The sequence below is a fragment of the Christensenellaceae bacterium 44-20 genome, assembly GCA_041223705.1.
Classification (GTDB): Bacteria; Bacillota; Clostridia; order Christensenellales; family Christensenellaceae; genus QANA01.
On sequence record JBCLQU010000002.1, the window covers coordinates 154,426 to 178,372 of the forward strand.

Below are 23,947 nucleotides of genomic sequence, written 5' to 3' on the forward strand. Positions count from 1 at the left end.
TGCTCTGCCGCCCAAAAGAAAAAGGGTTTTGGAGCGGCCCCGGGGAATATATTAAAAAAGCGGAATTCCCATAGAGAGTTTATGACAGGAGGATGGCAATGAATACCAATATGATTATCACAATCGGCAGGCAGTTTGGCAGCGGGGGCAGGGAGATCGGCAGAAAGCTGGCCGAGCGCATGGGCGTGCCTTTTTATGATAAAGAGCTGCTGAGCGAGGCGGCAAAGCAGAGCGGCATCAGCAAGGAGCTTTTCGAGCAGAGCGATGAAAAGCCCACCAACAGCCTGCTCTATGCCCTGGCCATGGGCAGCAGCTATGCGAATCGCCCGCCGCTCAACCACACCATCTTTATGGCGCAGTTCGAGACCATCAAAAAGATCGCGCAAAACGGGCCGTGCGTCATCGTCGGCCGATGCGCAGACTATTCACTGCGGCATATGAAAAATGTCGTCAATGTGTTTATTCATGCCAGCATGGAATACCGCATGGATCGGGCGGTTCGGCTGTATGATGTCCCCGAAAAGCATGTCAAGGGCGTCCTGGCGCGCACGGATAAGCAAAGAGCCAGCTATTATAATTTCTATACGGATCAGGATTGGAACGATATGCGCAACTACGACCTGGCGTTGGACAGCTCGAAAATCGGGGCAGACGGCGCGGTGGAAGTGATTCTGCAATACGCGGAGAGGAAGCAGAAACTGCTGGCGAAATAGCAGAAGGCAAAGGCGGCGCAGGCCGCCTTTTTCCGTGCCGGGAAAGGAAAAATCAGGAAATAAGGAAAGGTTTGCTTACGGGCCGGCGATCTGCTATACTGAAAAAAACATGCGACAGAGGTGTCAGGTATGAGCAGAGCAGATCAGATTTTTTTGCAGAACTGCAAGGATATCTTGCAAAACGGAGTATGGGATACGGATGGCCCGGTGCGCCCAAAGTGGGAGGATGGCGCGCCTGCGCATACCATCAAGCTGTTTGGCATCGTCAACCGCTATAACCTCCAGGAAGAGTTCCCCATCCAAACCATCCGCAAGATCAATTTCAAGGCGGCGCTGGATGAGATTTTCTGGATCTGGCAGAAAAAATCCAATAATATCCGCGATCTTTCCAGCCATATCTGGGATTCCTGGGCAGATGAACAGGGCAGCATCGGCAAGGCATATGGCTATCAGCTGGGCGTCAAGCATCAGTATGCCGAGGGGCAGTTCGATCAGGTAGACCGCGTGCTGTATGATTTAAAGCACAACCCGCACAGCAGAAGGATCATGACCAGTCTCTATACGTTTGCCGATCTGCACGAGATGAACCTCTATCCCTGCGCCTATAGCATGACGTTCAACGTCAGCGGCAATACGCTCAACGCCATTTTAAACCAGCGCTCGCAGGATATGCTCACGGCGAACAGCTGGAATGTCTGCCAATATGCGGCGCTGCTGGCGATGATCGCGAAGGTCAGCGGCCTGAAGGCTGGGGAGCTTGTGCATGTCATTGCGGATGCACATATTTACGACCGGCATGTGCCCATCGTAGAAAAGCTGATGGAGCGGGAAGGATACGCCGCGCCAAAGCTTTGCATGGGGGAAGATATCACCGATTTTTACGCGTTCAATACGGAAAACGTCTGGCTGGAGGAGTATCAGAACTGCGGCGGCGTGGGGAAAATCCCGGTGGCGGTGTAGTATGCAGGCGATTTTATCGGCAGATCAAAACTGGGGCATCGGAAAAGACGGCGGCCTGCTGGTTCGGGTCAGCGAAGATATGAAATTTTTCCGGGAAACCACCCGGGGCCATGCGGTCGTGATGGGCAGAAAGACGTTCGAATCCCTGCCCGGCGCATTGCCCGGGCGGCGCAATATCGTGCTTTCCCGCGGCGGGTTCTGCGCGCCAGGGGTCGAAACCGCAGTGGATGTTGCCGCGCTGTTTGCCCTGCTGGGCGGGCAGAAGGAGGATGCGTTCGTCATCGGCGGCGGGGAGATCTACCGGCTGCTGCTGCCCTATACCGACCGGATTTTGGTTACCAGATGGGATGCGGTTTTGGAGGCAGATACCTTCTTCCCCAACCTAGACGCCTCTGGGGAGTTTTTCCTGGCAGAGCAAAGCCCGCGCCAGGAGAGCGGCGGGCTGGGGTTTACTTTCTGCGAGTATCGGAGAAAGCAGAATTAGAAGCAAATAAAAAGGAGCGCACCCGCGCTCCTTTTTTATTGGCCGCAAAAGCTAATCGGCAAGCGGATTGCCGTTGGCATCCTGGGAAATACTGCCCGTCAGGATGAGAATCCCCTCGATAAATCCCCAAAGCGAACCGACGCCGCAGGTAACCAGCGAAACGATAATCTGCGCAACGCCCTTGCCCGCATAGCCAAGATAAAAGCTGTGCACGCCAAAGCCCCCAAGGAAAATGCCCAGAAGGCCGGCGGCCAGCTTGGATTTTAAGGGCTGCCCGGACTGATTGAAATTGGGATTATAGTTCTGCTGATAGGGGTTGTAGTTTCCCTGATTCTGGTGATTCTGATAGCCCATGCTGCCAAGAGCTACGCCGCATTTGACGCAGACGACGGCATTGGGATCGACTGTGCTCCCGCAGTTTGGGCAATAGGCGCTTCCCGTTCCCTTGCCTGCGCCGCAGTGTGTGCAAAAAGCCGCCATGTCGTCCATGGGCTGGCCACAGTTTCTGCAAAACATCACGCTGATCCTCCTTGTAAAATACTTACTTTAAATTTAATCCCATTATAGTTACAAAAATGCCCATTGTAAATAAAAAATGTAAAATATGCTAAAAAATGGAAGAAGCGAATGCAAGGAGATGATTCATGCGCATAAAAAAAGAGCCGCCTTCAGAAAAAGACGGCTCGGATAGGAAACAATAGATTAGCCAAACAGCCGGCAGAGATACTGCGCCAAAAAGCCCAGGCAGACCAGCGCCAGAATACCCGCATTCCAGCGCTTCTCTGGGAAAACCGCCCCATCCTTCCAAAAGAGAGCCAGCAGATAGGGCAGGGAAAAGACCATCGGATGATACCGCCAGGCGGCGGCAAAATCCAGGCGCAGGCAGGCCAGGAATGCCCGGGTCATTCCGCAGCCCGGGCAGGGGATGCCGAATATGCGGTAGAACGGGCAGCCGATGCCGGAGAGCGCAAAGACAGCCACGAGCGCGGCGCATAGCCCCAGAATCATCCATTTATGTGCATAGCGTTTTGCAAGAGCTTTCACCGCGTCTCCTCCTCGATCAAAAAAGCCAGCGGTGCAGGGCAGCCGTGCTCTGCGCCGCCTGGCTTTATTGTATCACGCCTGCCCGCCGGGGAAAAGAGAAGCTACGCGTTGGCCTCGAGGGGCTCTGCCTGGGCCTTGTTTGCCCGCAGTGTCGAGTAGACCACAGCCCCCAGGATGATGGCCGCGCCAATGTAGTCGCGCAGGGCAGGTGCTTCGTGCAAAAAGAGGAAGGCGAAGAGCGTGCTGTAAATGGGCTCAAGGCAGCTGACGATGCCGGCCATCCGGGCAGAGACATGGCGCAGGGAGGAGACGTAAAGGCTTTGGGCGATGCCGGTGAAAACCACGCCCAGCAGCGCCAAAAGGCCGATATCCCTCAGCGTCAGGGCCGGGCGGCAGACGAAGAGGAAAGGCAGCAGCGAGATGCAGGCAAACAGGTGTTCATAGAGACTGATCTGCGTGCCCGAATATTTCCCGGTAAAGCGCTTGTTGCAAAGCGCCAAGATGGCATAGGTGAAGCCGGAGAAAATGCCCAGCAGGATTCCCTTGGTGGCCTGGTTTTCTAGCTTGAATTCCGGGACGACCACGGCAATCCCCGCAAAGACAACCAGCGCAATGATTACGTTTTCCAGCCGCAGTTTCTGCCGGAAAAAGAGCGGCTCCAGGAAGGTAACGAATACGGGGAACGTGGAAAAAGCCAGCAGACCCAGCGCAACTGTCGAGAGCTGGATTGCCTCGTAAAAGGAGGCCCAGTGCACAGCCAGCAGCACGCCCAGCGCCGCCAGGCTGAGAAAATCCTTCCCGCCGTCCAGGCGGATGCGCTTGCGCCCGGCCAGCAGGATGAGCAGAAGTGCCAGCGAGGAAAAGAAAACGCGCCCCAGCGTGATGATCAGGGAAGGCAGGGCCAGCAGCTTTCCGAAAACGCCGGAAAGCGCGCAGAGAAACGTCCCCAGATGCAAATAAATCAAGCTCTTTTTATATGGATTCATGTTGTTCTCCTATCATTTTGGGCTTGCAAGCGGCTTTTGCGCCCGGGCTTGCAGCGGCAATGAGATTATTATACAATGAGAAAAAAAATAAGTAAACTGAATGTGTCGAATAGACTGCATTCTAATTATGAATGATAGGAGCAGAGCATGGATACGATAAAATATAGAGCACTGCTGGAGACCATCGCCCAAGGCAGCCTGACCAAAGCCGCTAAAACGCTGGGCTATTCCCAGCCAGGCATCAGCCATATGATCCGCGCCCTGGAGCAGGAGTTTGGCTTTGGGCTGCTGCGGCGGGGCAAGGATGCGGTTTTGCCCACGGAGAATGCGGAAAAGCTTCTGCCCTATCTGCGGCAGATCGAGCGGGGCGAGCGCAGTGTTTTGGAGCTGGCCGCCAAAATTTCCGGAGCGGAAGAGGGCGCCGTGCGCATCGGAGCTTTTTACAGCGTTTCCATGCATTGGCTGCCCAGGGTGATCGGGCGCTTTTCCCAGGCATATCCCGGCATCTCCATTCAGCTCTCGGAAGGCAACCGCGGGGAAGTCTGGCGCTGGCTGGTGCAGGGAGAGATCGATCTGGGCTTTTTCTCTGCGCCGGTGCCCGAAGGGTTTGATTTTTTCCCCATTGCGGAGGATCCCGTCATGGCGGTTCTGCCTGAAAACCACCCGCTGTGCAAATTGGAAAAAATCCCTGCGAAACGTCTCATCAAAGAGCCGTTCATAAGCCCCTGCGAAGGCGCGGATGAGGAAGTGGAGCGGGTCATCAGAGAGGAAGGGCTAAGCCAGCCGCAGATCCGCTATCGCATCAAAGGCGACGAGACGATTTTTTCCATGGTGGAGGCCGGACTTGGGGTAACGCTCATGTCGCGTCTGCTGGCGGAAAAAACCCGGGCGGAGGTGCAGATTCGCCCGTTGGAGCAGGAGCACTGCCGGGTTTTGGGCATCGCCGCCCGGCAGGGCGAGCAGCTCTCCCCGGCGGCGCGGCGCTTTTTGGAGGCGGCGGCAGAGCAGCTGCAACGAGAATATAGTTGACAAATCCGGGTGGGTGTAAGACAATAAAATTATCAAAAGGGATGTCACATAAGGAGGAAACTATGTCCGAAAAATCTTTTTTAGTTGAAGTGTCGGCGCGTCATGTGCACCTGACCCAGGAAGATGTTGAAAAGCTCTTTGGCGCAGGTAAGACGCTCACATATGTCCGCGATCTTTCCCAGCCGGGGCAGTTTGTCTGCGAAGAGCGCGTGGAGATCGTCGGGCCCAAGCGCTCGATCGCCAATGTCGTCATTTTAGGGCCGACCCGCCCGGCCAGCCAGGTTGAGGTCTCCCTGACGGACTGCTTCACGCTGGGCGCCATCGGGCCGGTGCGCGAGAGCGGCGATTTGGCGGGCAGTGCCCCCATCAAGCTCAAAGGGCCGGCAGGCGAAGTGGAGCTTTCCGAGGGCCTGATCGTGGCAAAGCGGCATATCCATATGACGCCGGAAGATGCAGAGCGTCTGGGCGTGCAGGATAAGGAGATCGTCCAGGTGAAGGTGGATACGGATCGCCCGGTGATCTTCGGAGACTGCGTTGTGCGCGTCAGCCCGAAATTTGCGCTGGCCATGCATGTGGATACAGACGAAGCCAACGCCTCCCTCATTGCCAGAAATGGCTGCCAGGGCGAAATCGTCAAATAAGAGGGCCAGAATGAAGCCGGGAAGTTTCCCGGCTTTTTTTGCGGGCAAACTCTGCGCCTGCCAGCCGGCAAAAAACTTTAAAAAATGAGGAAAACAGAGGGATTGTTCACAGTTTATATTTAAATTGGCTGAAAAATGGACTTATTTCCTTGGTAGAATAGAGACTGTAAAGAAGAAGCAAGCACAAAAATTCTTCATCATCATTTTTCCTTTCTTTCCTCTTAGGGTAGGGGCTGCCACAGCCGGCAGCTCCTTTTTCCTAGAAAAAAGAGCCGGGCATTTGCCCAGCTCTTTTTTTGCGCAGTGTGCCTGCTATTTTGCGTTTTGTGCCCGGAGCTCGCGCAGTTCCTGCTTGAGAGCCGGCGAAACCCGGAAGGATTCCAGCGCCTTTTGGATGGTTTTGCGATAGGTGAAATCGTCCAGCGGGGCGGTTTTCAGGCAGCGCATGGCCTGGGATGGGAATTTGGCCAGCGCCGTGGCAAGAAGCCAGGCAACGGCCATTTTCGCATAGTAGGCGGGGTGCGAAAAGGAGGAGACGAGCGAAAGCACGGCATCAATATACTCCTCCGTCAAGAAGAAATCCAGCAGCATGACATAGCCAAACCGCGCCTCGAATTCCTTTTGGCTGCCGCAGTAGGGCCGCACAAAGGAAAAGACCATCTCCCTATTTTTTGCAGAAAACTTGAGCCCGGCGCAGAAACTATCGCAGATGGACCAACTATCGATTTCAGGGATGAAAGCCTGGATGCGGGAAATGCGCTCTTCCGGGCTGATCTGAACCGCGCCGATGATCATGCCGCGCAGCATGATCTCCTCGAAATAATCCCGGGGCGCGGCGGCCAGGTAATCCGCCCAGCCATCCGAGCGGGCAATCTCCTTTGCCAGCGCCCGCAGGGCCGGCAGGCGCACGCCCAGCATGCGCTCTTCGCCCGGGATGAGCGCCGCGGAAAATTTCTGGAACTCCGGCTCACTGAGCGCAAAAAGCCGCTCTCTTATCTGGCGAACAAACTCCATCTCTCCTCCAAACTATAAAATCAAGAGAAAGGTTCCGGCAGTGATAAAGCCGCCGCCCAGCAGAGCCTTCCAATCCAGCTTCTCCTTTAAAATCAAAAAGGAGAGGGCTATGCTGATGACGACGCTGAACTTATCTACCGGGATGACCTTGCTGGCCTCGCCGATTTGCAGGGCCCTATAGTAGCAGAGCCAGGACAGCCCGGTGGCGATGCCGGATAAGACGAGAAAGACCCAGCTTTTCCCCGTGATATGCGGGATCTCTGCCTGCTTGCCCGTAAAAAGCACAATTGCCCAGGCCATAACCAGCACGACAGCCGTGCGGATGGCCGTGGCGAGATTGGAATTGAGCTGCTGGATGCCCAGCTTTGCGAGAATGGAAGTCAGCGCGGCAAACAGCGCCGAGAGCAGTGCGTAGACAGCCCACATATGGTTTCCTCCGATGTGTTTCATGTTCCTCTCTGCTCCTCAAAAGAGGGGTCTGCCTCGCGCTCCCAATCGTATGCCGCGGATTCCTCCAGGCTTTTTGGCCAGTGGGCAGACCAGGCCGGGCCGGCCGGATGTTCCACGCGATCCGAGCTTGGCGCATAGGGCTTGATGTCCAGGATGGGCGATCCATCCTCCGCATCGCAGTTTTCCAGCCAGATGAGGCCGGCATCCGCATCCAGCGCCAGAATGCGGCAGCAGGTCAGCGCGATGGGGTTGGGGCGGCGCGGCGAGCGCGTCGCAAAAACGCCCAGTTTTTCGGGTGCCCCAAGATAAGGGCAGCGCGCGTACACCTGGCCGCGGCTCTTGGCGTCATCTGCGCCGGAAAACCACCAGATCAGCTGCAAATGGCTATACGCACAAAGGCCGGCAATGCCTGGCGCATAAGCTGGATAAAACCGCGCGGCAACTTTGCCTCCGCACCGGGCAATCTCGCCGATGGGATAAACGCGGAGCTGCATACTATTGGCGCTGTTTGCGCATTTCCAGATACTCGGTCAGCAGTTTGGCCGCATCTTCCACGCATCCCGGGCAGCTGCGCAGAGGCTTTTCACACTTAAGCTCCCGGCAGAGCACGGAGGTGTTCATCTCCTCGAATTTTTTGGTCAGCTCGCGGACATCGGCATACGTCTCCATTTTGGATTTGGTGGGGTTTTGCAGGTCCGCCGCGCAGTTGGCCAAGCCCATGATGATATAAGCGCCTGTTACCGCGCCGCAGACGCCGCCCATCTTGCCCATGCCGCCGCCAAATGCCTCGGCGACCCGGAAGCCATCCACTTCAGAAAGGCCGAAATCCTCGCAGAATGCGCAGACGACGGCCTGCGTGCAGTTATACTTTTTCTTCGCGAAATTTTCTACCGCCAGTTGAACTTTATCCATTTTTATTTCTCCTCTTTTTCTAAAATTTCCGCCTGTGCTTTTTTGGAAAGCGAGCGCAGGACGGTTTGATATGCAGTTTCAATCAGTTTGCGAAGCGTATCTTCAGGCATGCCGCCAAAAAGATAGACGGAATTCCAATGCTCTTTGTTCATATAGTAGCCGGGCACGATGATGCCGGCATATTGCTCCCGCAGAGCATATCCCTGCTCTGGGGGCAGCTTGAGCGTCAGAATCGGGCGGCCCTCTTTATCGCCGCCGCGCATGGCATACATCTTTCCGCCCACGAGATAGCGCCAGGCATGCCACTCCTCTTTATAATCCTGCTGTGTGCCCTTTTGGGCAAGGCAGCGAGCTTCGATGAGTTTATCTATTTGCTCCATATGCGTTACTCCTCCAGCGCGCCATAGACGAGGTTGAGCAGAATCTGCGTGATCTTCTCCATGCTCTGCACGGAGATATACTCATAGCGCCCATGGAAGTTGTGCCCGCCTGTGCAGAGATTGGGGCAGGGAAGGCCCATGAAGGAGAGCGTCGCGCCGTCTGTACCCCCGCGGATGGGCTGAATCTTCGGCTGAACGCCGGCCTTTTGCATGGCGGCCTTGGCGCGATCTATGATCTCCATATGCGGGAGGATTTTCTCTTTCATATTAGCATATCGATCTGTAACGGTCACTTCAAACGTGCCCTGGCCGTACTTTTCATTCAAAAATGCCCCAATGGAGCAGAAGAGCTGTTTCTTCTGCTGGTATTTCTGCGCATCGTGATCCCGGATGATATAGAGAAGCTCTGCCTGCTCGACATCGCCGCGCATATCCGTCAGGTGATAGAAGCCCTCATAGCCTTCGGTATTGGCGGGAATCTCGAAGGAGGGCAGCATGGCGTTAAACTCCATGGCCATCAGCATGGCATTTTTCATCTGGCCCTTGGCCACGCCCGGGTGAATATTGCGCCCATGCACCAGCACTTTGGCATCTGCGCCGTTGAAGTTTTCATACTCCAGCTCGCCCAGCTCGCCGCCGTCCACAGTGTAGGCGTAATCTGCGCCGAAATGCGGGACGCGGAAGGCATCCGGCCCGCGGCCAATCTCCTCATCCGGCGTGAAGGCCAGCTTCACTTCGCCGTGCGGCGCATCGCCCTCGAGCAGCGCCTCGGCGGCGGAGAGAATTTCCGCGATGCCGGCTTTATCGTCTGCGCCCAGCAGCGTCGTACCGTCGGTAACGACCAGGCTATCCCCTTTGTATTTGAGCAGATCCGGGTATTGATTCGGGCTGAGCAGAATATTTTTTTCCGCGTTCAGCAGAATATCGCCGCCGTCATACTGCTCCACAACCCGCGCCTTGATGTTGCCGCAGGGGACGTCCGAGACCGTATCCATATGGGCGATCAGGCCGATTTTGGGCGCGGGCTTCTGCGTGTTGGCCGGGATGCTCCCGTAGACATAGCCCTGCTCATCCATATGCGCATCCGAGATGCCCATTTGCAGCATCTCCGAAACGAGAAACTGCCCCAAAGCCTTCTGCTTTTCCGTGCTGGGGATGGCGGGAGAAGCGGCGTCGGAGCCTGTATCGAAAGAGACATATTTCAAAAAACGATCTAATACGTGCATCTGTTATCCCTCCTGGAATTTCTTTCTTCATTATAGCATAGCAAGAAGGGAAGAGAAAGCGGGCGCGGATACAATTTTGCAGGCGGCGGGGCAAAGTAAATGTCAAAGACTGTAAATTTTGCTTGGAAGCCACCCGCATTTGCGTTATACTAGGGAGGAGAAAATTGCACAAATCACGGAGGAATTTTTATGGATGCAGCACTCAAACGGTTTGCAGCCGAAAATGGGATGAAGATGGCGAAAGGCTGTGCTTACGGAGAGCTGGGCGGGTTTCTCGTCACGCTTTCCAATCAGGATAATCTCCGCAGCCTGTATCTCAACTATAGGGCAGGCGCGGATGTTCCGGAGGAAAACGAGAGAAGGGGCCGGCTGGATGCGTTTCTGGCATCGGCGAAGGCGCAGGGCAATGTGCTCGGCTACAATGTTTTCAGCGATGGCGTTCAGATGAGCTTCCGCGGCACGGGCAAGGGCATGGCGAGCCTGCGGGCGCTGCTGCCCCAGCTTCTAGGCGCGCTGGCGCAGGATGGGTTCGTCGGAACGGCCTGCTGCAGCAGATGCGGGGGAGCCACAGATGGAACCGAGAAAATCGTCCTGCGGGACGGCAAGGCGCAGCTGATGCACGAAGCATGCATTACGGCTCTGGCAGATGAACAGCGGGAAGCCGTTCAGCAGCAGAGCCACAGCGGCAATAACTACTGGATGGGTCTGCTGGGCGCGGTTCTGGGCACGCTGGTCGGCCTGATTCCCTGGGTGCTGATCGCCCGGATGGGATATTTCGCCAGCATCGCGGGCTTTTTAATTGGTCTTTGTGCCAAAAAGGGCTACGAGCTGTTCCGGGGCAAGCTGGGCCGCCCCAAGCTAGTGGCGCTCATCGTCTGCTCAGTCTTAGGCGTGGTTTTGGCGCAGTATGTGGATGTTTGGATTCAGGTCGCCATCGAGCTGGACGGCTATTTCTTCAGCTTTGGGGAGCTCACCAGCATCACGACGCAGCTGATTCTGACCGAGCCCGAAGTGCTCACGCCCTTCCTGCTCAACTTGGTGCTGGGTCTGGTCTTCGCTTTGGCTGGGCTTTGGGGCGTGTTTGCGCAGACCAAGCAGGAAGTGGATATGGCATCCGGCAAGATGACGGTTCTGGACCGCAACTAAAGCAAAAAGCAGGGCAGCAAGCCCTGCTTTTTTGACTGCACGGAAAGCGGAGCGCAACAGCGGGTTGCTTTGCCTCGGCGGGCGGCAGTAGTATAATTCTCTATGAGGTGATGAGAATGAATACAAAGGATGTTATTTTAGAGCTTAGAACCAAAAGCGGGATGTCTCAGGATGCGCTGGCAGAAAAGGCCTATGTTACCCGGCAGGCGGTATCCCGCTGGGAAAACGGCGAGACTGTGCCAAATACCGAGACGCTGAAGCTGCTTTCAAAGCTATTCGACGTCTCCATCAACACACTGCTGGGCTCTCCCCGCAAGCTGATTTGCCAATGCTGCGGAATGCCGCTGGAGGATTCCTCCATCAGCCGGGAAAAGGACGGCGCGTTCAACGAGGAATACTGCAAGTGGTGCTATGCGGATGGGAAATTTGTCTATACAAGCCTGGAAGAGCTGGTGGATTTCCTCGTGGGGCATATGGCAAACCAGGAGTGGCCGCCCGAGCAGGCCCGGGCCTATTTTGAGGCGCAGCTGCCAAAGCTGAATTACTGGGCGCAGACGAGGGAATAGGCCGGCATAGGCAGAGCAATAAAAAAGCAAGGCAGCGATTGGAAGCGGCCTTGCTTTTTTATTATTTGCGCTTGCGGCAGCGCCAGAGCTTGATGGGCTCGCTCCAGAGCACGGCCAGGCAGGAGAGCAGGAATGCGATGAGCAGCTGCGCGGCCGAGAGACCGGCGAGCCCCAGCACCCCGCAAAGCGGCGTATATAGGATGAGCGCCAGCCCGGCCAGAATGGCCAGAAGCGAAACCCACATCACTTTATCCCGCAGAAGCAGGGGCAGATAGCGGATGGCAGGCGTATTCTGGCTCAGGCTCTGCACCAGAAGCAGGTTGGAAAAGACCAGGATGCCAAGCCCCATGCTCCGGGCCAGGGCGGCATCGCCCGCCGTTTGCAGCAGGTAGAAATAGGCGCCAAAGCTGGCCAGGAAGATGGTCAGGCCGTGCAGGAGGCCAAGCGAGAGCACGCCGCGCGTCAGCGGCTCTGCCGAAGAGCGGGGCGGCTGGCTCATGAGATCCGCTTCGGCCGGCTGCCGCTCCAGGACGATGGAGCAGGTTGGGTCGATAATCAGCTCCAGCAGGACGACATGCAGGGGGAGCAGAAGCAGATCCGCCGGGGCAATGCCCAGCAGGGGCGCGAAGAGCGAGGCCAGGGCGATGGGGATATGGATGGCAAAAATATACCCGATGGCCTTTTTGATATTGCTGTAAATGCGGCGGCCATCCCGGACGGTCTCCACAATGGTGGAGAAGTTATCGTCCATCAAAATCAGATCTGCCGCCTCCCGGCAGACCTCCGCGCCCCGGCCGCCCATGGCGATGCCAATATCGGCATATTTGAGCGCAGGCGCATCGTTGACGCCGTCGCCCGTCATAGCGACGATCTCGCCGTTTGCCTGCAAGGCCTGCACGATGCGCATCTTGTGCTCGGGCAGCACGCGGCAGAAAATATCCGTATGGCGGACGCGCTCCCTAAGCTGCTCATCGCTCATGGCGGAAAGCTCTGCGCCGGTCAGGATATTGTTGTTTGTCAGGCCGATGCGCCGGGCGATGCCCTGGGCCGTGCTGGCGGCATCGCCCGTGATCATAACGACGCGGATGCCCGCCTGCCGGCAGTGCGCCAAATCCGCCTTGATGCCCTCTCTTGGGGGATCCAGCAGGCCGATGAGGCCATAGAGCGCGAACTGGCACTCGGTGATGGATGCCGGCGGCTGCTGATCCCGGGAAAGCTCCATCTTTGCGACGGCGATGACACGCAGCCCCTGATGCCCCATGGCCGCGGCCGCCCGGGTAACCTGCTCTTTCTCCATTTGGGATAGCCCGCAGAGCGGCAGGATGCTCTCGGCAGAGCCCTTGGCCGCGATAAAGCGCTGGCCGTCGTGCAGCCAGATATGCCCCATCATTTTCAGCTCGTTGGTAAAGGAATATTCGCTGATGAGATCGCCGCCAAAGAGATGCTCGGCTGTAATGCCGTGCTGATGGCAGCAGGCCAGCATGGCCTTTTCCATGGGATCGTAGGTATCCGGCTCACAGGCCAGGCCCATGAGCTCCAGCATCTCGGCCTCCGCCTTGCCCGGGGCGACCCAGCTGCGCTCGACGCTCATCTGATTCTGGGTGAGCGTGCCCGTCTTATCCACGCAGAGAGTTGTGATGGCGCCCAGCGTCTCAATAGAGGAGAGATTGCGGACGAGCGAATGCTTTTTGGCCAGCCGCCATGCGCCCATGGAGAGGAACACCGTCAGCACAACGGGAAATTCTTCGGGAATCGTCGCCATGGCCAGCGTGATGCCGGATAAAACGCTCTGGATGAGGCGATCTTTGACGGAACGATCCGGCAGGCTGCAATAGGTGATGATGCTCACGAGCAGCAACAGGCAGACGGCGATGATGGCGCAGGTTTTGACCAGCCGGTCCGTCTGCGCCTGCAGCAGCGTGCGCTTTTCCGGGGCCTTTTCCAGGCTCGCGCCGATCTTGCCGTACTCGCTCTGCTGCCCGGTCTTTTCCACGCGCACCAGCCCGCTGCCCGAGAGCACCAGCGTGCCGGCATAGCAATAGTCCCGGCGCCAGTGATCCTGGCTGGCGGGCGCGTCCGGGGATTTCCAGATGCCTTCGGCCTCGCCCGTCAGGGAAGATTCGTCGATGCAAAGGTCGTTTGCCCGGAGCAAGACGCCGTCGGCAGGGATTTTCAGCCCCTCCCAGATGAGCATGAGATCCCCGGGCACCAGATCCTCGCTGGGGATATTCTGCTCCCGGCCGTCCCGGATGACGCGGATATGCGGCGCAGAGAGATCCCGCAGTGCCGCCAGGGTTTTATCTGTCTTATGCTCCTGAAACGCGTCGATGCCGATCATGGCGGCGACGAATACCAGCATGATGGCGCCGTCCCGGGGCTCGCCCAAAACAAAATAGACGATGGAAGCCGCCAGCAGCAGCAAGAACATGGGCTCACATACCGTGTGCAAAAGCTTTCGGATAAGGCTTTGCTTCTTCTTTTGCGCGAGCACATTCTTGCCGTATTTTTGGGCAAGCGCCCCGGCCTGCTGGGTGGTGAGCCCTTGGGGGCTGGTTTTGTCGATTGTCATAGCAAAAAACCTCCAAAATAGTAAAAAAATCTGCGGGAGAAGTCCCGCAGATTTTCTGCTGCCCAGTGGGCCCGGCTGCGCAAAGAAATGTGCCGCCTGTTCTATTCTATGATATGCAATTACCCGCTGTCTGATAATATTTTTAGTAGTTTATCATCCCGGCGGGCGGCTGTCAAGCCCCAAATGCCCAGTTGCCGTTCTCAAAGAGCGGGATTTCCCGGCCCTCTTCGGTGTAGCCCGTGGCCTTGAGATCTGCGCTGCCGAACATGAAGTCGATATGTGAATACGCCTCGTTCAGGCCGATTTGCTCCTTCTCCTCCCGGGACATCTTCTCTGCGCCGGGGATGCTGGAAGTATAGCCGCTGCCCAGCGCCAGGTGGCAGGAGGCGTTTTCATCGAACAGCGTGCTGTAAAAGAGGATGCCCGAGCGGGAGATGAGCGAATCGTACGGCACCAGGGCGACTTCCCCCAGCCTGCGGCAGTTCTCATCCTGGAAGATCTGATCCAGCGCCTCCTTGCCCTGCTTTGCGCCGTAATCCACAACCTGGCCATCCTGGAATTCGAACCAGAAGCCATCGATGAGCACGCCCTGGTAGTTGAGCGGCAGCGTGGAGCAGACCTTTCCATCCACCTTTTCCCGATGCGGCGCGGTGAACACCTCTTCTGTGGGCATATTCGCCTCAAATTCCACGCCTTTGACCGTCTTTTCACTGCCGCCCGCCCAAATTGCCCCGGGAATCAGGCCGATATCCAGGTTCGTGCCCAGGGAGTTTTCCAAGTGCAGGCGGGCGATACCCGAATCGTTGAGAAAATCGCAGTATTTGCGCAGGCGGCCCGAGTGCTCTGCCCAGGCTTTTTCGGGATCCGGCGTATCCATGCGGGTGGTGTGGTAGATGGCGTCCCAAAGCTTTTGGACGGCCCATTCTTCCTCCGCCTCCGGGAAGACCTTTTTGGCCCACTCCCGGCCTGCCGCCGCGACGACCGTCCACTGAATTTCGTTTTTATCGAAAATCTGCTGGAAGGGCTTTTTTGCCCGGGCTTCGGCGTTCATGCCCTTGCCCAGCTTTTCCGAATCGATGCCAAAAAAGGCATCCGGGTCGTCGGATTCGATGCAGATATAGGCGGCCCCGGCCTTGGCGTATTCCTCGATGGGGGTGTATTTCCAGGCGGGGACGGTGGTCAGCGCATCTTCGCTGGCATATTGATAGCGGATGCGGCTGGCCTTATCGTCGAAATAGCGCAGCAGAACATCCCGTGCGCCGGCGCGGTAGGCCTCCTCCAAAACCAGGCGGGCAAACTCCGCGTTTTCGATGGGGGCGTTCAGGATGACCAGCTGGCCTTTTTGCAGGTTGACGCCCGTGCGGATGATGAGCTTTGCATATGCTTTTGCAGTTTCTTCGCGATACATTGTTTCACCTCATAAACATTGGCTTTTTCATAGTATACCCAATTTCTCCTGATTTTTCCATGCCCCGGGAAACTTTATTGACTTTTCCCTCCGCATTCGCTAACATTATTCATAAGAATACTTTACAAAAGAGAGGGCCAGGCATGTTAGTCTTAATCGATAACGCGAATATCTATGAGATCGAGCGGCTTTATTCTATGTATCCCTATGATGGCGTTACGACCAACCCATCCATTTTAATGAATGAGCGCAAGAACCCCATCAAAGTGCTGAAAAGCATCCGGGATTTCCTGCCAAAAAGCAGCCAGCTGCATGCGCAGGTCGTCTCGGAGAGCACGGAGCAGATGATCGAGGAGGCGCACTTCATGCTGCGGGAGATCGATGAACAGCTATTCATTAAAGTGCCTGTAACGGCCCAGGGAATGCGGGCGATTCATCTGTTAAAGCAGGAGGGCATCAACATCACGGCCACGGCCATCTATACGGCCATGCAGGCTTTTATGGCGGCCAAGGCCGGCGCGCGCTATACGGCGCCCTATGTCAACCGGCTGGACAACATGGGGGCAGACGGCGTGCAGGTTGCGATGGATATTCACAGCATGTTCCGGGCGCATAATATGGAGGCGGATGTGCTGGCGGCCAGTTTCAAAAACTCCCAGCAGATTCTGAATCTCTGCAAGCACGGCATTGGGGCAGTAACCGCCTCGCCGGATGTTTTGGATGCGCTCATCCACCACGATGCGACGTTCACCGCTGAAGAGAATTTCACGCAGGATTTCTATTCGCTGGTCAGCGAAGTGACGGGCCTGCATTTCAAGGAAAAAGAGAGCAGGAAAATCAACTAGAAAATCAAAAGCGGCAGGGGAGCGAATCTGCTTCCCTGCCGCTTTTTTGATGCGCGCTTTTTATGCGGCGGCCTGTTTCTCGGGCAAATGCCGGATGAGGAACGCCTGAAACACGGGCTTTTTATGCTTGAGCGGCGCGTAGAGCGAGAGCGCGCCGGCGGCCGCGCCGAAAAAGTCTACGATGAGGTCCTTCATGGTGTCGATGAGGGCGGCCCGGCCGATGAGGTTGGTCCCATCCTCCAGCGCGAACTTCTGCATGTTCATGCCCAGCAGGCCGTCGGCGGTGAATTCGTAAAACTCCCAGATGACGCCAAAGCTCAGAGCCAGCATAAAGGCGCAGAGCGTGGCAAAGCCGGCTGGAAGCCGCTCGATGCCGCCCTCTCCGCAGCAGGCGTTGACGATGGAGTAGCCCACAATGGCCAGCACCGCGCCGCTGCTGATATGCAAAATATCGTCCCAATGGGGCACGGCGTAGTAGAAGCGAAACACCTCGCCCAAAAACGCCGCGCAGAACATGAAGAGATAGTAGTACATCAAAATGCCCGGAGGCAGTTCCAGCCGGAACACTTTGCGCAGCAGAGCCGGGAGCAGGCAGAGCACAAACGCGCCCAGGCACTGCACGGTCATCAAAGTGAAGTTGGCCTTTGTTTTATGCGGATCTTCCGTCGCCCAGCTGCCCTCCGGCGTGGTGAGCAGGGTGGCCGTCGTGTAGACGGCGGCGCCAATCAGGCAAAGGGAGACCGACCAAAAGACGATGCGTTCCCATAGTTTTCCGGATTTTAGCTTGTTTTTCATGTTGTCGCTCCTTACTGTTGCTGATAGTTTAGCATAACCGATATGCTGGGCAAATATCACGCCTGGCTTTTAGGCCAAGGCACATAACACTGCGAAAACGATGATCGTTACGGCGACATACAGGCTCATCTGCGTGTTCATATATTCCTGCTGCGCGTCGTCTTTTGCATAGACGGAGGTGGAGAAGGGCGCAGGCAGCGAGGAGACGAAGATGACTGCGAAGCGGACGCTCTCATCCCGCACGCCGAACAGCGAGAGCAGAAGCAGCGCCAGCAGGCAGACCGGGATGGAGATGATCAGCCGCATGGCAGAGGTCTTGAGCACAGCGGGCAGCAGCTTTTGATTCAGGCTGAACCCATAGCCCACGACGATGAGAATGAGCGGCGTGATGGATTTGGTCAGCATGGCGATGATAGAATCGAGGACTGGGCCGATGGCCGAATCGAAAATCAAATGGGAAATACCGGTTACATTGGAAAAAACACCCAGTAGGCAGGCGATGAGCGCCGGGCCGGAGAAGATGTTTTTCAGCGTCTGTTTCAGGCCGTCGCCTTTGCCGCCGTTGAGCATGGGGATATAGAGGCAGAAGAAAAAGAAGCAGGCTCCGATATCCATGCTGGCCAGAAAGCCAAGGCCGGTATCCCCAAAGAGCAGCGGAAACAGCGCGACGCCCAGCATACCGATCTCATAGGCGCTGCAAAGATAGGGATGATAGGAAAATTCGCGGCAGACTTTGCGCGTCGCCAGCCCCAGCAGCAGGGAGGCACAGCACATGAGCAGGCAAGTCAGCCCCAGCAGGGCGACTGTGCCCGAAAGCTGGATTTTGGCCAGCGAGTTGAAGAGCGTAACGGGCATGAGATAGCGGCTGATGAGCTTTTTCAGGCCGTCGATGCCTTTGGCGTCAAAGATTTTCTTTGTGCGGCAGAGGATGCCAAGGCCAATCAGCACAAGGACAGGCAGAGTGAGCTCGCAGACGGTGAGCAGTAGATCCATGGAGTGTTCCTTTCTGTTTTCTGCGCAAAACGCGCGGTTTTTATGCGGGCAGGCGGTGCATGATGCGGCAGGCGATCCACTCGCCCGAAACTTTCTCGCCCTGTTGTTTGGTTTTCACATAGGAAAAACCGGCCTTTTCATAGCAGCGGATGGCCCTTTGATTATCAACCCTTGGGTCGATACAGAGCGCATCGGCATGCTTTTGCGCAAAGAGATAGCCGCAGACCATCTCCAGGCAGCGAGTGCCGATGCCCCGGCCGAGCAGCCCTGGCTCGCCTAAAAACAGGTCGATGCCATAGGGATGCGCATAGGGGAGTAGGAGCAAGCTTGCCTTTTCCTCCGCATCCGGGATCTCGTAAAACTGCAAATAGCCGATGGGGCGCTCCTGCTGCAAAATCAGGCAGGAACAGACGTCGCCCCTTTGCACATGGCGGCGGATACTGGCAACTTCCCGCGCCGCATCCCCGCCGTAAAAGCGGGAAATTTCCGGATGCGAGAGCCAGGAGAAGAGCAGTGCATATTCCTCCGGCTGATCCAGCAGAGGGCGGAGCGCCAGGTTATCTTGTTTGCAGAGTATATTCATAAAAGGTATTGTAGCATAAAATGCCAAATTGCGCCATGAAAAAAGCCAAAAAGAATGAGACAAAAAAGCCGGCAAAGCGCCGGCCTTTTTTAGCAATCTGACTCATTATAAATGACGGTGAGATCCGGGTGCAGCTGCAGGATGGAGGCGGGAACTTCAGGCGTAACCGGCCCATAGAGCGCCTTTTCCAGAATTGGCATTTTTTCCGCGCCCTGGGAGATGAGCAAAATGCGCTTGGCCTGCATGATAGGCGCGATGCCCATGGTCAGGGCCGAGCGGGGCTGCTGCTCTGCGGCGTCAAAGAAGCGGGAATTGGCCTCCAGCGTGCGCTGGGTAAGGGCAACTTCGTGCGTGGGCAGAACAAAGCAGCTCGAAGGCTCGTTAAACCCGATATGCCCGTTGTGGCCGATGCCCAGGAGCTGCAAATCGATGCCGCCGGCGGCGAGAATGCTGGAATCGTAATGGGCGCACTCTGCGTTCGCGTCTGCGCAGTCTCCCTGAGGGACATGCGTATTCTCGGGCAGGATGTTGATCTGCGAGAAGAGATGTTTCTGCATGAAATAGCGGTAGCTCTGGGGATGGTCTCCTGCAAGGCCGCGGTATTCATCCAGGTTGAACGTGCGGACCTGGGAAAAATCCAGCTTGTCCTGCTGGTTCCACTCGGCAAGCTGCTGGTATGCGCCGACCGGGGTCGAGCCCGTGGCAAGGCCGAGGACGGTATCCTGCTTTAGCGCAATCTGCGCGGCGATGATCTTTGCCGCTTCAAAGCTCAGCTGTGCATAGCTTTTTACATGAATGCTTCTCATGGTATTCTCCTTTGAAAAGATAGCACTATCATACCATGAAACCGCGGGACAAGCAACGGAAAAATGCCTCCTGATTTTTGCGCAAAAAAAGAGGGCGAAATGCCCTCTTTTGGTTTATTCCTCCATGGCTTTGGCCGCTTCGCCAGGAGCAGGGGATTTTCCGGCAACCTGGAGCTTGGGCTTCGCGATGGTTTTCCATGCATGCATGGCCAGAGAAACCGCGATGACGCCGTATGCCACAAACACGCGGAAATACTCGCCCAGCATTGCGCTGGAGAAGAGCGCCTGGCCGGCCTGCGGCGCGATGATAAACAGCGTGTGGAACAGGATAACGCCCACGATAGCCTGTTTGTTCGTCGCCTTCTGGACGGATGCGCCGCCGACTAACAGCGCCGCGATGGCGAACTGGCCAACCTGCGAATGCGCGCCGTAGGTGGAGAAGGTGCCCAGGTTTTGCAGCGAGATGAGCTGCCCCCAGCTGGCCAGCACAGTGGAGAGCACCATGGCGATGATGCGCGTGCGGTTGACGTTGATGCCGGCAGAGTTGGCGACCGTGCGGTTCTGGCCGACTGTGCGCATGTTCTGGCCCAGGCGCGTTTTCATGAGCACGCTGTTGAAGATGCACAGGCCGATGATGCAAAGATACGTCATGGCGGGCAGCGTTACATACAGCAGAACCTCCTCAATCGCCGGGATAAACGTCAGCGCATAGAGGATGCCTGCGGCGATGATGGCCGCAACAGAGCGCTTCCAGTTGAACTTCTCGCTCTTCTTGATGAATTTCATCCAGACGATGCGCCCCAGCTGATAGAGCACCGTGCCGGCCACGGCCAGTTCTACGGCCGAGAGCAGCAGGATGCCGTTCTGGTTCAAAAATGCCTCGATGAAGGGGATAAACGTCAGCGCGTAGGCGATCAGCGCGCCGCCCAGAACCCCGAGAGATTTTTTCCAGTTTACCTGTTTTTTGGTGATCAGGCGAATGAGCAGCGAGAGAACCGTAACCGCGACGACAGCATAGAAGGCAATCTCCACCATGGTGAGCAGGGAGATATTATCCAGCGCGTACTTGAGGTTATCCTTCAGGTCGATGGTGTTCTTGACGCCTACACCGCCGGCGATGATCAGTTCCGGGTTGTTCACCGGGATGACGCCGCCGATGATGAACAGGAAAAGCACCTGATAAAGGCCGTCTGCAAAATAGCCCAGCACCATGCCGCCGATCATCTCGGCGCCTTTCATCTTATTGAAGACGATGCCGATGAGCATGCCGAACAGCGTTGCCAGGGGCGTCGCGATGAGCAGGGCCAGCAGAAAGCCGCCGATGCCCGTAAAGCCCCAGTAGACCACGCAGAAGATGGCAATTTGCGCCGCCATCGCGCCAATGGTAATGCCGAAGTTTAGCCCAAGGCCTGCGAGAACCGGGATGATGAGCGCGAGCACGATGAAGCTGTTGCGCCCGATGCGGGTGAACAGCTCACCGGCGACGAAAGTCAGCGGCTTATCTGCCACTGCGATAGCCAAAATGCACAGGATGGCAAATAGAATGACAACTTTATTATCCGAAAGGCTTTTGCCTAACTTCTTTTTCCAGCTATTCACGAGAGCTACCTCCTGTCTTGGTGAGCGCATAGAGGATGATGCCATTGGAGATGACGATTCTGGCAACTTCCGAGAGGTTTCCTTCGGGCAGAATCAGGTTGGCCACCGGGAGCGCCACGGCCAGCACGCCCTGGAACAGGAACGCGCCCAGGATGACGTGGGAAATCCGGGAGCGGTTGGTGGTCGCGCCGCCGATCAGCACAGCCGCGACGCACTGGAAGCCCATCATCAGCGGCGCATTATACAGCTGCAAAAAGCCGTAGCTCTGGGCATAGACGATGATGCCGACAGCGCCCAGCGCCGTGGAGATGACCGTTCCCAAAATGCGCATACGGTTGACGTTGATGCCCGAAGCCCGGGCAAACATGGGGTTATTGCCCACGGCGCTCATGGCCATGCCCTTTTTGGAGCGCAGGAACAGCCACATGAGCAGGCAGGCGCCCAGGAAGAAGAGCACCAGGCCAGTGGGGAAATACACGCCGTTTTCTCCGCCGATGTAGAAGCCGCCGGCGTTATTGAGCACAGAGCCGAAGGAAGTTTCCAGGCCGATGGTATTGCGCAGGCCCTCGCCGCCCAGCGGCCAGATGAGCTCGCCGCTCGTAAAGGGGAGCACCAGCCACATGATGTTCATAAAGGCGATGATGGAGAAGCCGACATACGTCGAGACGGTCATCTCGTCGCCCTTGACGCGGTTGAGCAGAATGCCGTAGCCCCAGCCGATGAGGGAGGAGAATATCACGCCCAGCAAAATGGCGACGATCAGCGCCATCCAGGGCGCGAACCAGCCAAGCGCCGGGTTAGTCGCGATGCCAAGCTGAATCGAGATGAGCGCGCCCAGCAGCCCGCCGACAATGCCCAGCGAGATGCCGAAGTTCAGCCCGATGCCGCTCTGCACGGCCGGAACCATAGCCAGAACGAGAATGCCATACATCGCGCCGCGGTTGATGACATCGCCGATCAGCCCGGGGATAGAGAGACCCAACGGCCCGGCAGAAAAGAGCAGCAGCAGGAAGAAGCTGATGATGATAATTCTGGGAAGGCCGATTTTTTGATAGAGTTTTTTGATTTTTTCGCCCATGTTTAGTTGCCTCCTTCCACTTTGCTGCCAGACATGGCAAGGCCAAATTCGGCATCCGGCGCATCCGGGCTCATGATGCTGGCCAGCTTGCCGTCGCTGATGATGGCAATGCGATCGCAGACCGAGCGCAGCTCCACCAGCTCGGACGAGACGACGATGATCGTCTTGCCCATTTCGCGGTTGATTTTGGCTAAATATTCCAGCACGAGTTTTTTCGCGCCAATATCGATGCCGCGGGTGGGTTCGGAGACGATGAGCACATCCGGATCCATGGTCAGCGCCCGGGCCAGGCAGACCTTTTGCTGGTTGCCGCCCGAGAGATCTCCTGCGTGCTGGCGCGGGCCAGTGCAGCGGATATCCAGCAGCTTGATCATCTCGTTTGCGTGGGCACGGATTTTTTTGGTATCCATCATGCCGAATTTCAGGAACTGCTTTTTGATCTGGATGGCGGAAAAGACGATATTTTCCTCGATGCTCTCATCCAGCAGCAGGCCGACGCCCCGGCGGTCTTCGGAAACCGAAGCGATGCCGCCCCGCAGCGCCTCACCCAGGTTGTTCAGATTGAGCTTTTTGCCAAAGACTTCCACTGTCCCGGAGGATTCGTAGATGCCCATGATGCCGTTGGGAATGCCGATTTTGCCCTGGCCGGCCAGGCCGCCGATGCCGAAGATCTCTCCCTTGCGGATATCCAGATCCACCCCTTTGACCATCTCGCCCGGCATGGCGACGCAGAAATCCCGGATTTTCACGGCAATATCGTTTTCATCGATAGAGCGGGAGTCCTCCTCCGCGGCATCCACCAGCTTTTCCACTTTGCGGCCGATCATCAGCTCTGCGATGTCTGTAACGCTGGTATCGGCGATCTCTTTATGCGCCACGAACTCGCCGTCCCGCAGGATGGTAACCGAATCGGCCACGGCCATAACCTCATCCAGACGGTGCGTGATGAAGATGATGGCAATGCCGCTCTCGGCGATTTTTTTCATGGTTTGCAGAAGGTTTTCTGCCTCTGTCTCGGTGAGCACGGCTGTCGGCTCGTCGAACACCAAAAGCTTGATGCCGGTTTTATCGATCTCCCGGGCAATCTCAACAAACTGCATATACCCGACGGGCATCCCGCGGATATATTCCTCTTCGCTGACGCCCAGCCCGACGGTATCCAGCGCCTTGCGGGCGTCTTTTGCCATCGCCTCGGAATCCAGCGTCTCCATCTGCTTGCCAAAGATGCGGCTGGCCAGATTCGGGCGGCTGATCTCCCGGCCGATTTTGATGTTTTCCGTGATGGTAAAGCCGGGGATGAGCATGAACTCCTGGTGCACCATGCCGATGCCGTATTCGATTGCCTCATGCGGGGCGCGAATGGCGGCAGGCTGTCCGCCGATCTCAACCGTCCCCTCAAAGCCGCCTGTGGAGTGGATGACGGGCATGCCAAACAGGATGTTCATCAGCGTGGATTTGCCGGCGCCGTTTTCCCCCATGAGCGCATGGATTTCCCCAGGCTTAACGGCCAGGGAAACATCTTTGAGCACCCGGTTGCCAAAATACTCTTTGGAGATGTTGTCCATTTTCAGGACATATTGGGTTTCCAACGGAATACCTCCTTTATATCATATAGTAAAAACTGTTTTAAAGCCTTTTTGGTGGCTGTGGTTTGGAAAGATAAAATAAAATCTGTCGGCTTGTACGGCAAGCCGACAGACCTTATTCGCTGTCAAAGATT

The 23,947-nt window shown here is 56.6% G+C and carries 26 protein-coding genes; 8 read left to right on the top strand and 18 right to left on the bottom strand.

Annotated features, from left to right (window positions below; translation table 11 throughout):
* Positions 1 to 98 precede the first annotated feature (98 nt).
* The 3 genes from AALG83_07685 to AALG83_07695 all read left to right on the top strand — a co-directional run bounded on the left by AALG83_07685 (position 99) and on the right by AALG83_07695 (position 2,157).
* On the top strand, positions 99 to 713 hold the full coding sequence (locus tag AALG83_07685; protein MEY8383035.1) for a cytidylate kinase-like family protein: 615 nt from the start codon (positions 99 to 101) through the stop codon (positions 711 to 713).
* A 129-nt stretch (positions 714 to 842) separates the two neighbouring features.
* Positions 843 to 1,673, top strand: coding sequence for a thymidylate synthase (thyA, locus tag AALG83_07690; protein MEY8383036.1), 831 nt, complete (start codon positions 843 to 845; stop codon positions 1,671 to 1,673).
* 1 nt (position 1,674) lies between these two features.
* On the top strand, positions 1,675 to 2,157 hold the full coding sequence (locus tag AALG83_07695) for a dihydrofolate reductase (GenBank protein MEY8383037.1): 483 nt from the start codon (positions 1,675 to 1,677) through the stop codon (positions 2,155 to 2,157).
* 51 nt (positions 2,158 to 2,208) lie between these two features.
* Here AALG83_07695 and AALG83_07700 read toward each other — a convergent pair whose 3' ends face one another.
* From AALG83_07700 to AALG83_07710, 3 genes are all read right to left on the bottom strand, one after another.
* Positions 2,209 to 2,673, bottom strand: a complete 465-nt coding sequence (locus AALG83_07700) for a TM2 domain-containing protein (GenBank protein ID MEY8383038.1) — start codon at positions 2,671 to 2,673, stop codon at positions 2,209 to 2,211.
* 186 nt (positions 2,674 to 2,859) lie between these two features.
* Positions 2,860 to 3,201 carry a DUF2752 domain-containing protein gene (locus AALG83_07705; GenBank protein ID MEY8383039.1) on the bottom strand — a complete coding sequence of 114 codons (342 nt, stop codon included), beginning with the start codon at positions 3,199 to 3,201 and terminating at the stop codon, positions 2,860 to 2,862.
* 101 nt (positions 3,202 to 3,302) lie between these two features.
* Positions 3,303 to 4,187, bottom strand: a complete 885-nt coding sequence (locus tag AALG83_07710; protein MEY8383040.1) for a DMT family transporter — start codon at positions 4,185 to 4,187, stop codon at positions 3,303 to 3,305.
* Between the two features lie 147 nt (positions 4,188 to 4,334).
* Between AALG83_07710 and AALG83_07715 the strand changes: the two genes are divergently transcribed.
* On the top strand, positions 4,335 to 5,216 hold the full coding sequence (locus tag AALG83_07715) for a LysR substrate-binding domain-containing protein (protein ID MEY8383041.1): 882 nt from the start codon (positions 4,335 to 4,337) through the stop codon (positions 5,214 to 5,216).
* 62 nt (positions 5,217 to 5,278) lie between these two features.
* Positions 5,279 to 5,857: a phosphate propanoyltransferase gene (locus AALG83_07720; GenBank protein MEY8383042.1), complete on the top strand. Its 579-nt coding sequence runs from the start codon at positions 5,279 to 5,281 to the stop codon at positions 5,855 to 5,857.
* Between the two features lie 312 nt (positions 5,858 to 6,169).
* On the opposite strand, the gene AALG83_07725 is transcribed toward AALG83_07720, so the two are convergent.
* The 6 genes from AALG83_07725 to pepT are packed head-to-tail and all read right to left on the bottom strand — an operon-like array spanning position 6,170 to position 9,839.
* On the bottom strand, positions 6,170 to 6,871 hold the full coding sequence (locus AALG83_07725; protein ID MEY8383043.1) for a DNA alkylation repair protein: 702 nt from the start codon (positions 6,869 to 6,871) through the stop codon (positions 6,170 to 6,172).
* A 12-nt stretch (positions 6,872 to 6,883) separates the two neighbouring features.
* The gene (locus tag AALG83_07730; GenBank protein ID MEY8383044.1) at positions 6,884 to 7,297 is read right to left on the bottom strand and encodes an EamA family transporter; all 414 of its coding nucleotides are present in this window, start codon (positions 7,295 to 7,297) and stop codon (positions 6,884 to 6,886) included.
* A gap of 20 nt (positions 7,298 to 7,317) precedes the next feature.
* Positions 7,318 to 7,815, bottom strand: a complete 498-nt coding sequence (locus AALG83_07735; GenBank protein MEY8383045.1) for an SAM-dependent methyltransferase — start codon at positions 7,813 to 7,815, stop codon at positions 7,318 to 7,320.
* A 1-nt stretch (position 7,816) separates the two neighbouring features.
* Positions 7,817 to 8,233, bottom strand: a complete 417-nt coding sequence (locus AALG83_07740; protein MEY8383046.1) for a C-GCAxxG-C-C family protein — start codon at positions 8,231 to 8,233, stop codon at positions 7,817 to 7,819.
* A 2-nt stretch (positions 8,234 to 8,235) separates the two neighbouring features.
* The gene (locus AALG83_07745; GenBank protein MEY8383047.1) at positions 8,236 to 8,613 is read right to left on the bottom strand and encodes an MmcQ/YjbR family DNA-binding protein; all 378 of its coding nucleotides are present in this window, start codon (positions 8,611 to 8,613) and stop codon (positions 8,236 to 8,238) included.
* A 5-nt stretch (positions 8,614 to 8,618) separates the two neighbouring features.
* Complete coding sequence (gene pepT / locus AALG83_07750) at positions 8,619 to 9,839, bottom strand: peptidase T (protein MEY8383048.1); 1,221 nt, start codon at positions 9,837 to 9,839, stop codon at positions 8,619 to 8,621.
* Positions 9,840 to 10,028: 189 nt separating this feature from the next.
* On the opposite strand from pepT, the gene AALG83_07755 reads away from it, so the two are divergent.
* Together AALG83_07755 and AALG83_07760 are read left to right on the top strand one after the other, a co-directional pair.
* Positions 10,029 to 10,985 (top strand): hypothetical protein, encoded by a 957-nt coding sequence (locus AALG83_07755; protein MEY8383049.1) that lies wholly within the window; start codon positions 10,029 to 10,031, stop codon positions 10,983 to 10,985.
* Between the two features lie 116 nt (positions 10,986 to 11,101).
* Complete coding sequence (locus AALG83_07760; protein ID MEY8383050.1) at positions 11,102 to 11,551, top strand: zinc ribbon domain-containing protein; 450 nt, start codon at positions 11,102 to 11,104, stop codon at positions 11,549 to 11,551.
* A gap of 61 nt (positions 11,552 to 11,612) precedes the next feature.
* Here the strand turns inward: AALG83_07760 and AALG83_07765 are convergent, their stop codons facing one another.
* Together AALG83_07765 and AALG83_07770 are read right to left on the bottom strand one after the other, a co-directional pair.
* Positions 11,613 to 14,120 carry a cation-translocating P-type ATPase gene (locus AALG83_07765; protein ID MEY8383051.1) on the bottom strand — a complete coding sequence of 836 codons (2,508 nt, stop codon included), beginning with the start codon at positions 14,118 to 14,120 and terminating at the stop codon, positions 11,613 to 11,615.
* A gap of 172 nt (positions 14,121 to 14,292) precedes the next feature.
* Positions 14,293 to 15,528 (bottom strand): aminopeptidase, encoded by a 1,236-nt coding sequence (locus AALG83_07770; protein ID MEY8383052.1) that lies wholly within the window; start codon positions 15,526 to 15,528, stop codon positions 14,293 to 14,295.
* Between the two features lie 143 nt (positions 15,529 to 15,671).
* On the opposite strand from AALG83_07770, the gene AALG83_07775 reads away from it, so the two are divergent.
* A complete protein-coding gene (locus AALG83_07775; GenBank protein MEY8383053.1) occupies positions 15,672 to 16,373 on the top strand; it encodes a transaldolase family protein in 702 nt (233 codons plus the stop codon).
* A 60-nt stretch (positions 16,374 to 16,433) separates the two neighbouring features.
* On the opposite strand, the gene AALG83_07780 is transcribed toward AALG83_07775, so the two are convergent.
* The 7 genes from AALG83_07780 to AALG83_07810 all read right to left on the bottom strand — a co-directional run bounded on the left by AALG83_07780 (position 16,434) and on the right by AALG83_07810 (position 23,816).
* Positions 16,434 to 17,168 carry a hypothetical protein gene (locus tag AALG83_07780; protein ID MEY8383054.1) on the bottom strand — a complete coding sequence of 245 codons (735 nt, stop codon included), beginning with the start codon at positions 17,166 to 17,168 and terminating at the stop codon, positions 16,434 to 16,436.
* A gap of 69 nt (positions 17,169 to 17,237) precedes the next feature.
* Complete coding sequence (locus AALG83_07785; protein ID MEY8383055.1) at positions 17,238 to 18,161, bottom strand: AEC family transporter; 924 nt, start codon at positions 18,159 to 18,161, stop codon at positions 17,238 to 17,240.
* 40 nt (positions 18,162 to 18,201) lie between these two features.
* Positions 18,202 to 18,744, bottom strand: a complete 543-nt coding sequence (locus tag AALG83_07790) for a GNAT family N-acetyltransferase (GenBank protein MEY8383056.1) — start codon at positions 18,742 to 18,744, stop codon at positions 18,202 to 18,204.
* An 89-nt stretch (positions 18,745 to 18,833) separates the two neighbouring features.
* The gene (gene nagB, locus AALG83_07795) at positions 18,834 to 19,550 is read right to left on the bottom strand and encodes a glucosamine-6-phosphate deaminase (GenBank protein ID MEY8383057.1); all 717 of its coding nucleotides are present in this window, start codon (positions 19,548 to 19,550) and stop codon (positions 18,834 to 18,836) included.
* A gap of 114 nt (positions 19,551 to 19,664) precedes the next feature.
* Positions 19,665 to 21,149: an ABC transporter permease gene (locus tag AALG83_07800; GenBank protein MEY8383058.1), complete on the bottom strand. Its 1,485-nt coding sequence runs from the start codon at positions 21,147 to 21,149 to the stop codon at positions 19,665 to 19,667.
* Positions 21,142 to 22,227, bottom strand: coding sequence for an ABC transporter permease (locus AALG83_07805; GenBank protein MEY8383059.1), 1,086 nt, complete (start codon positions 22,225 to 22,227; stop codon positions 21,142 to 21,144). Before AALG83_07805 ends, AALG83_07800 begins: the two co-directional genes overlap by 8 nt.
* Before the next feature lie 2 nt (positions 22,228 to 22,229).
* The gene (locus AALG83_07810; GenBank protein MEY8383060.1) at positions 22,230 to 23,816 is read right to left on the bottom strand and encodes a sugar ABC transporter ATP-binding protein; all 1,587 of its coding nucleotides are present in this window, start codon (positions 23,814 to 23,816) and stop codon (positions 22,230 to 22,232) included.
* Between the last annotated feature and the right edge of the window lie 131 nt (positions 23,817 to 23,947).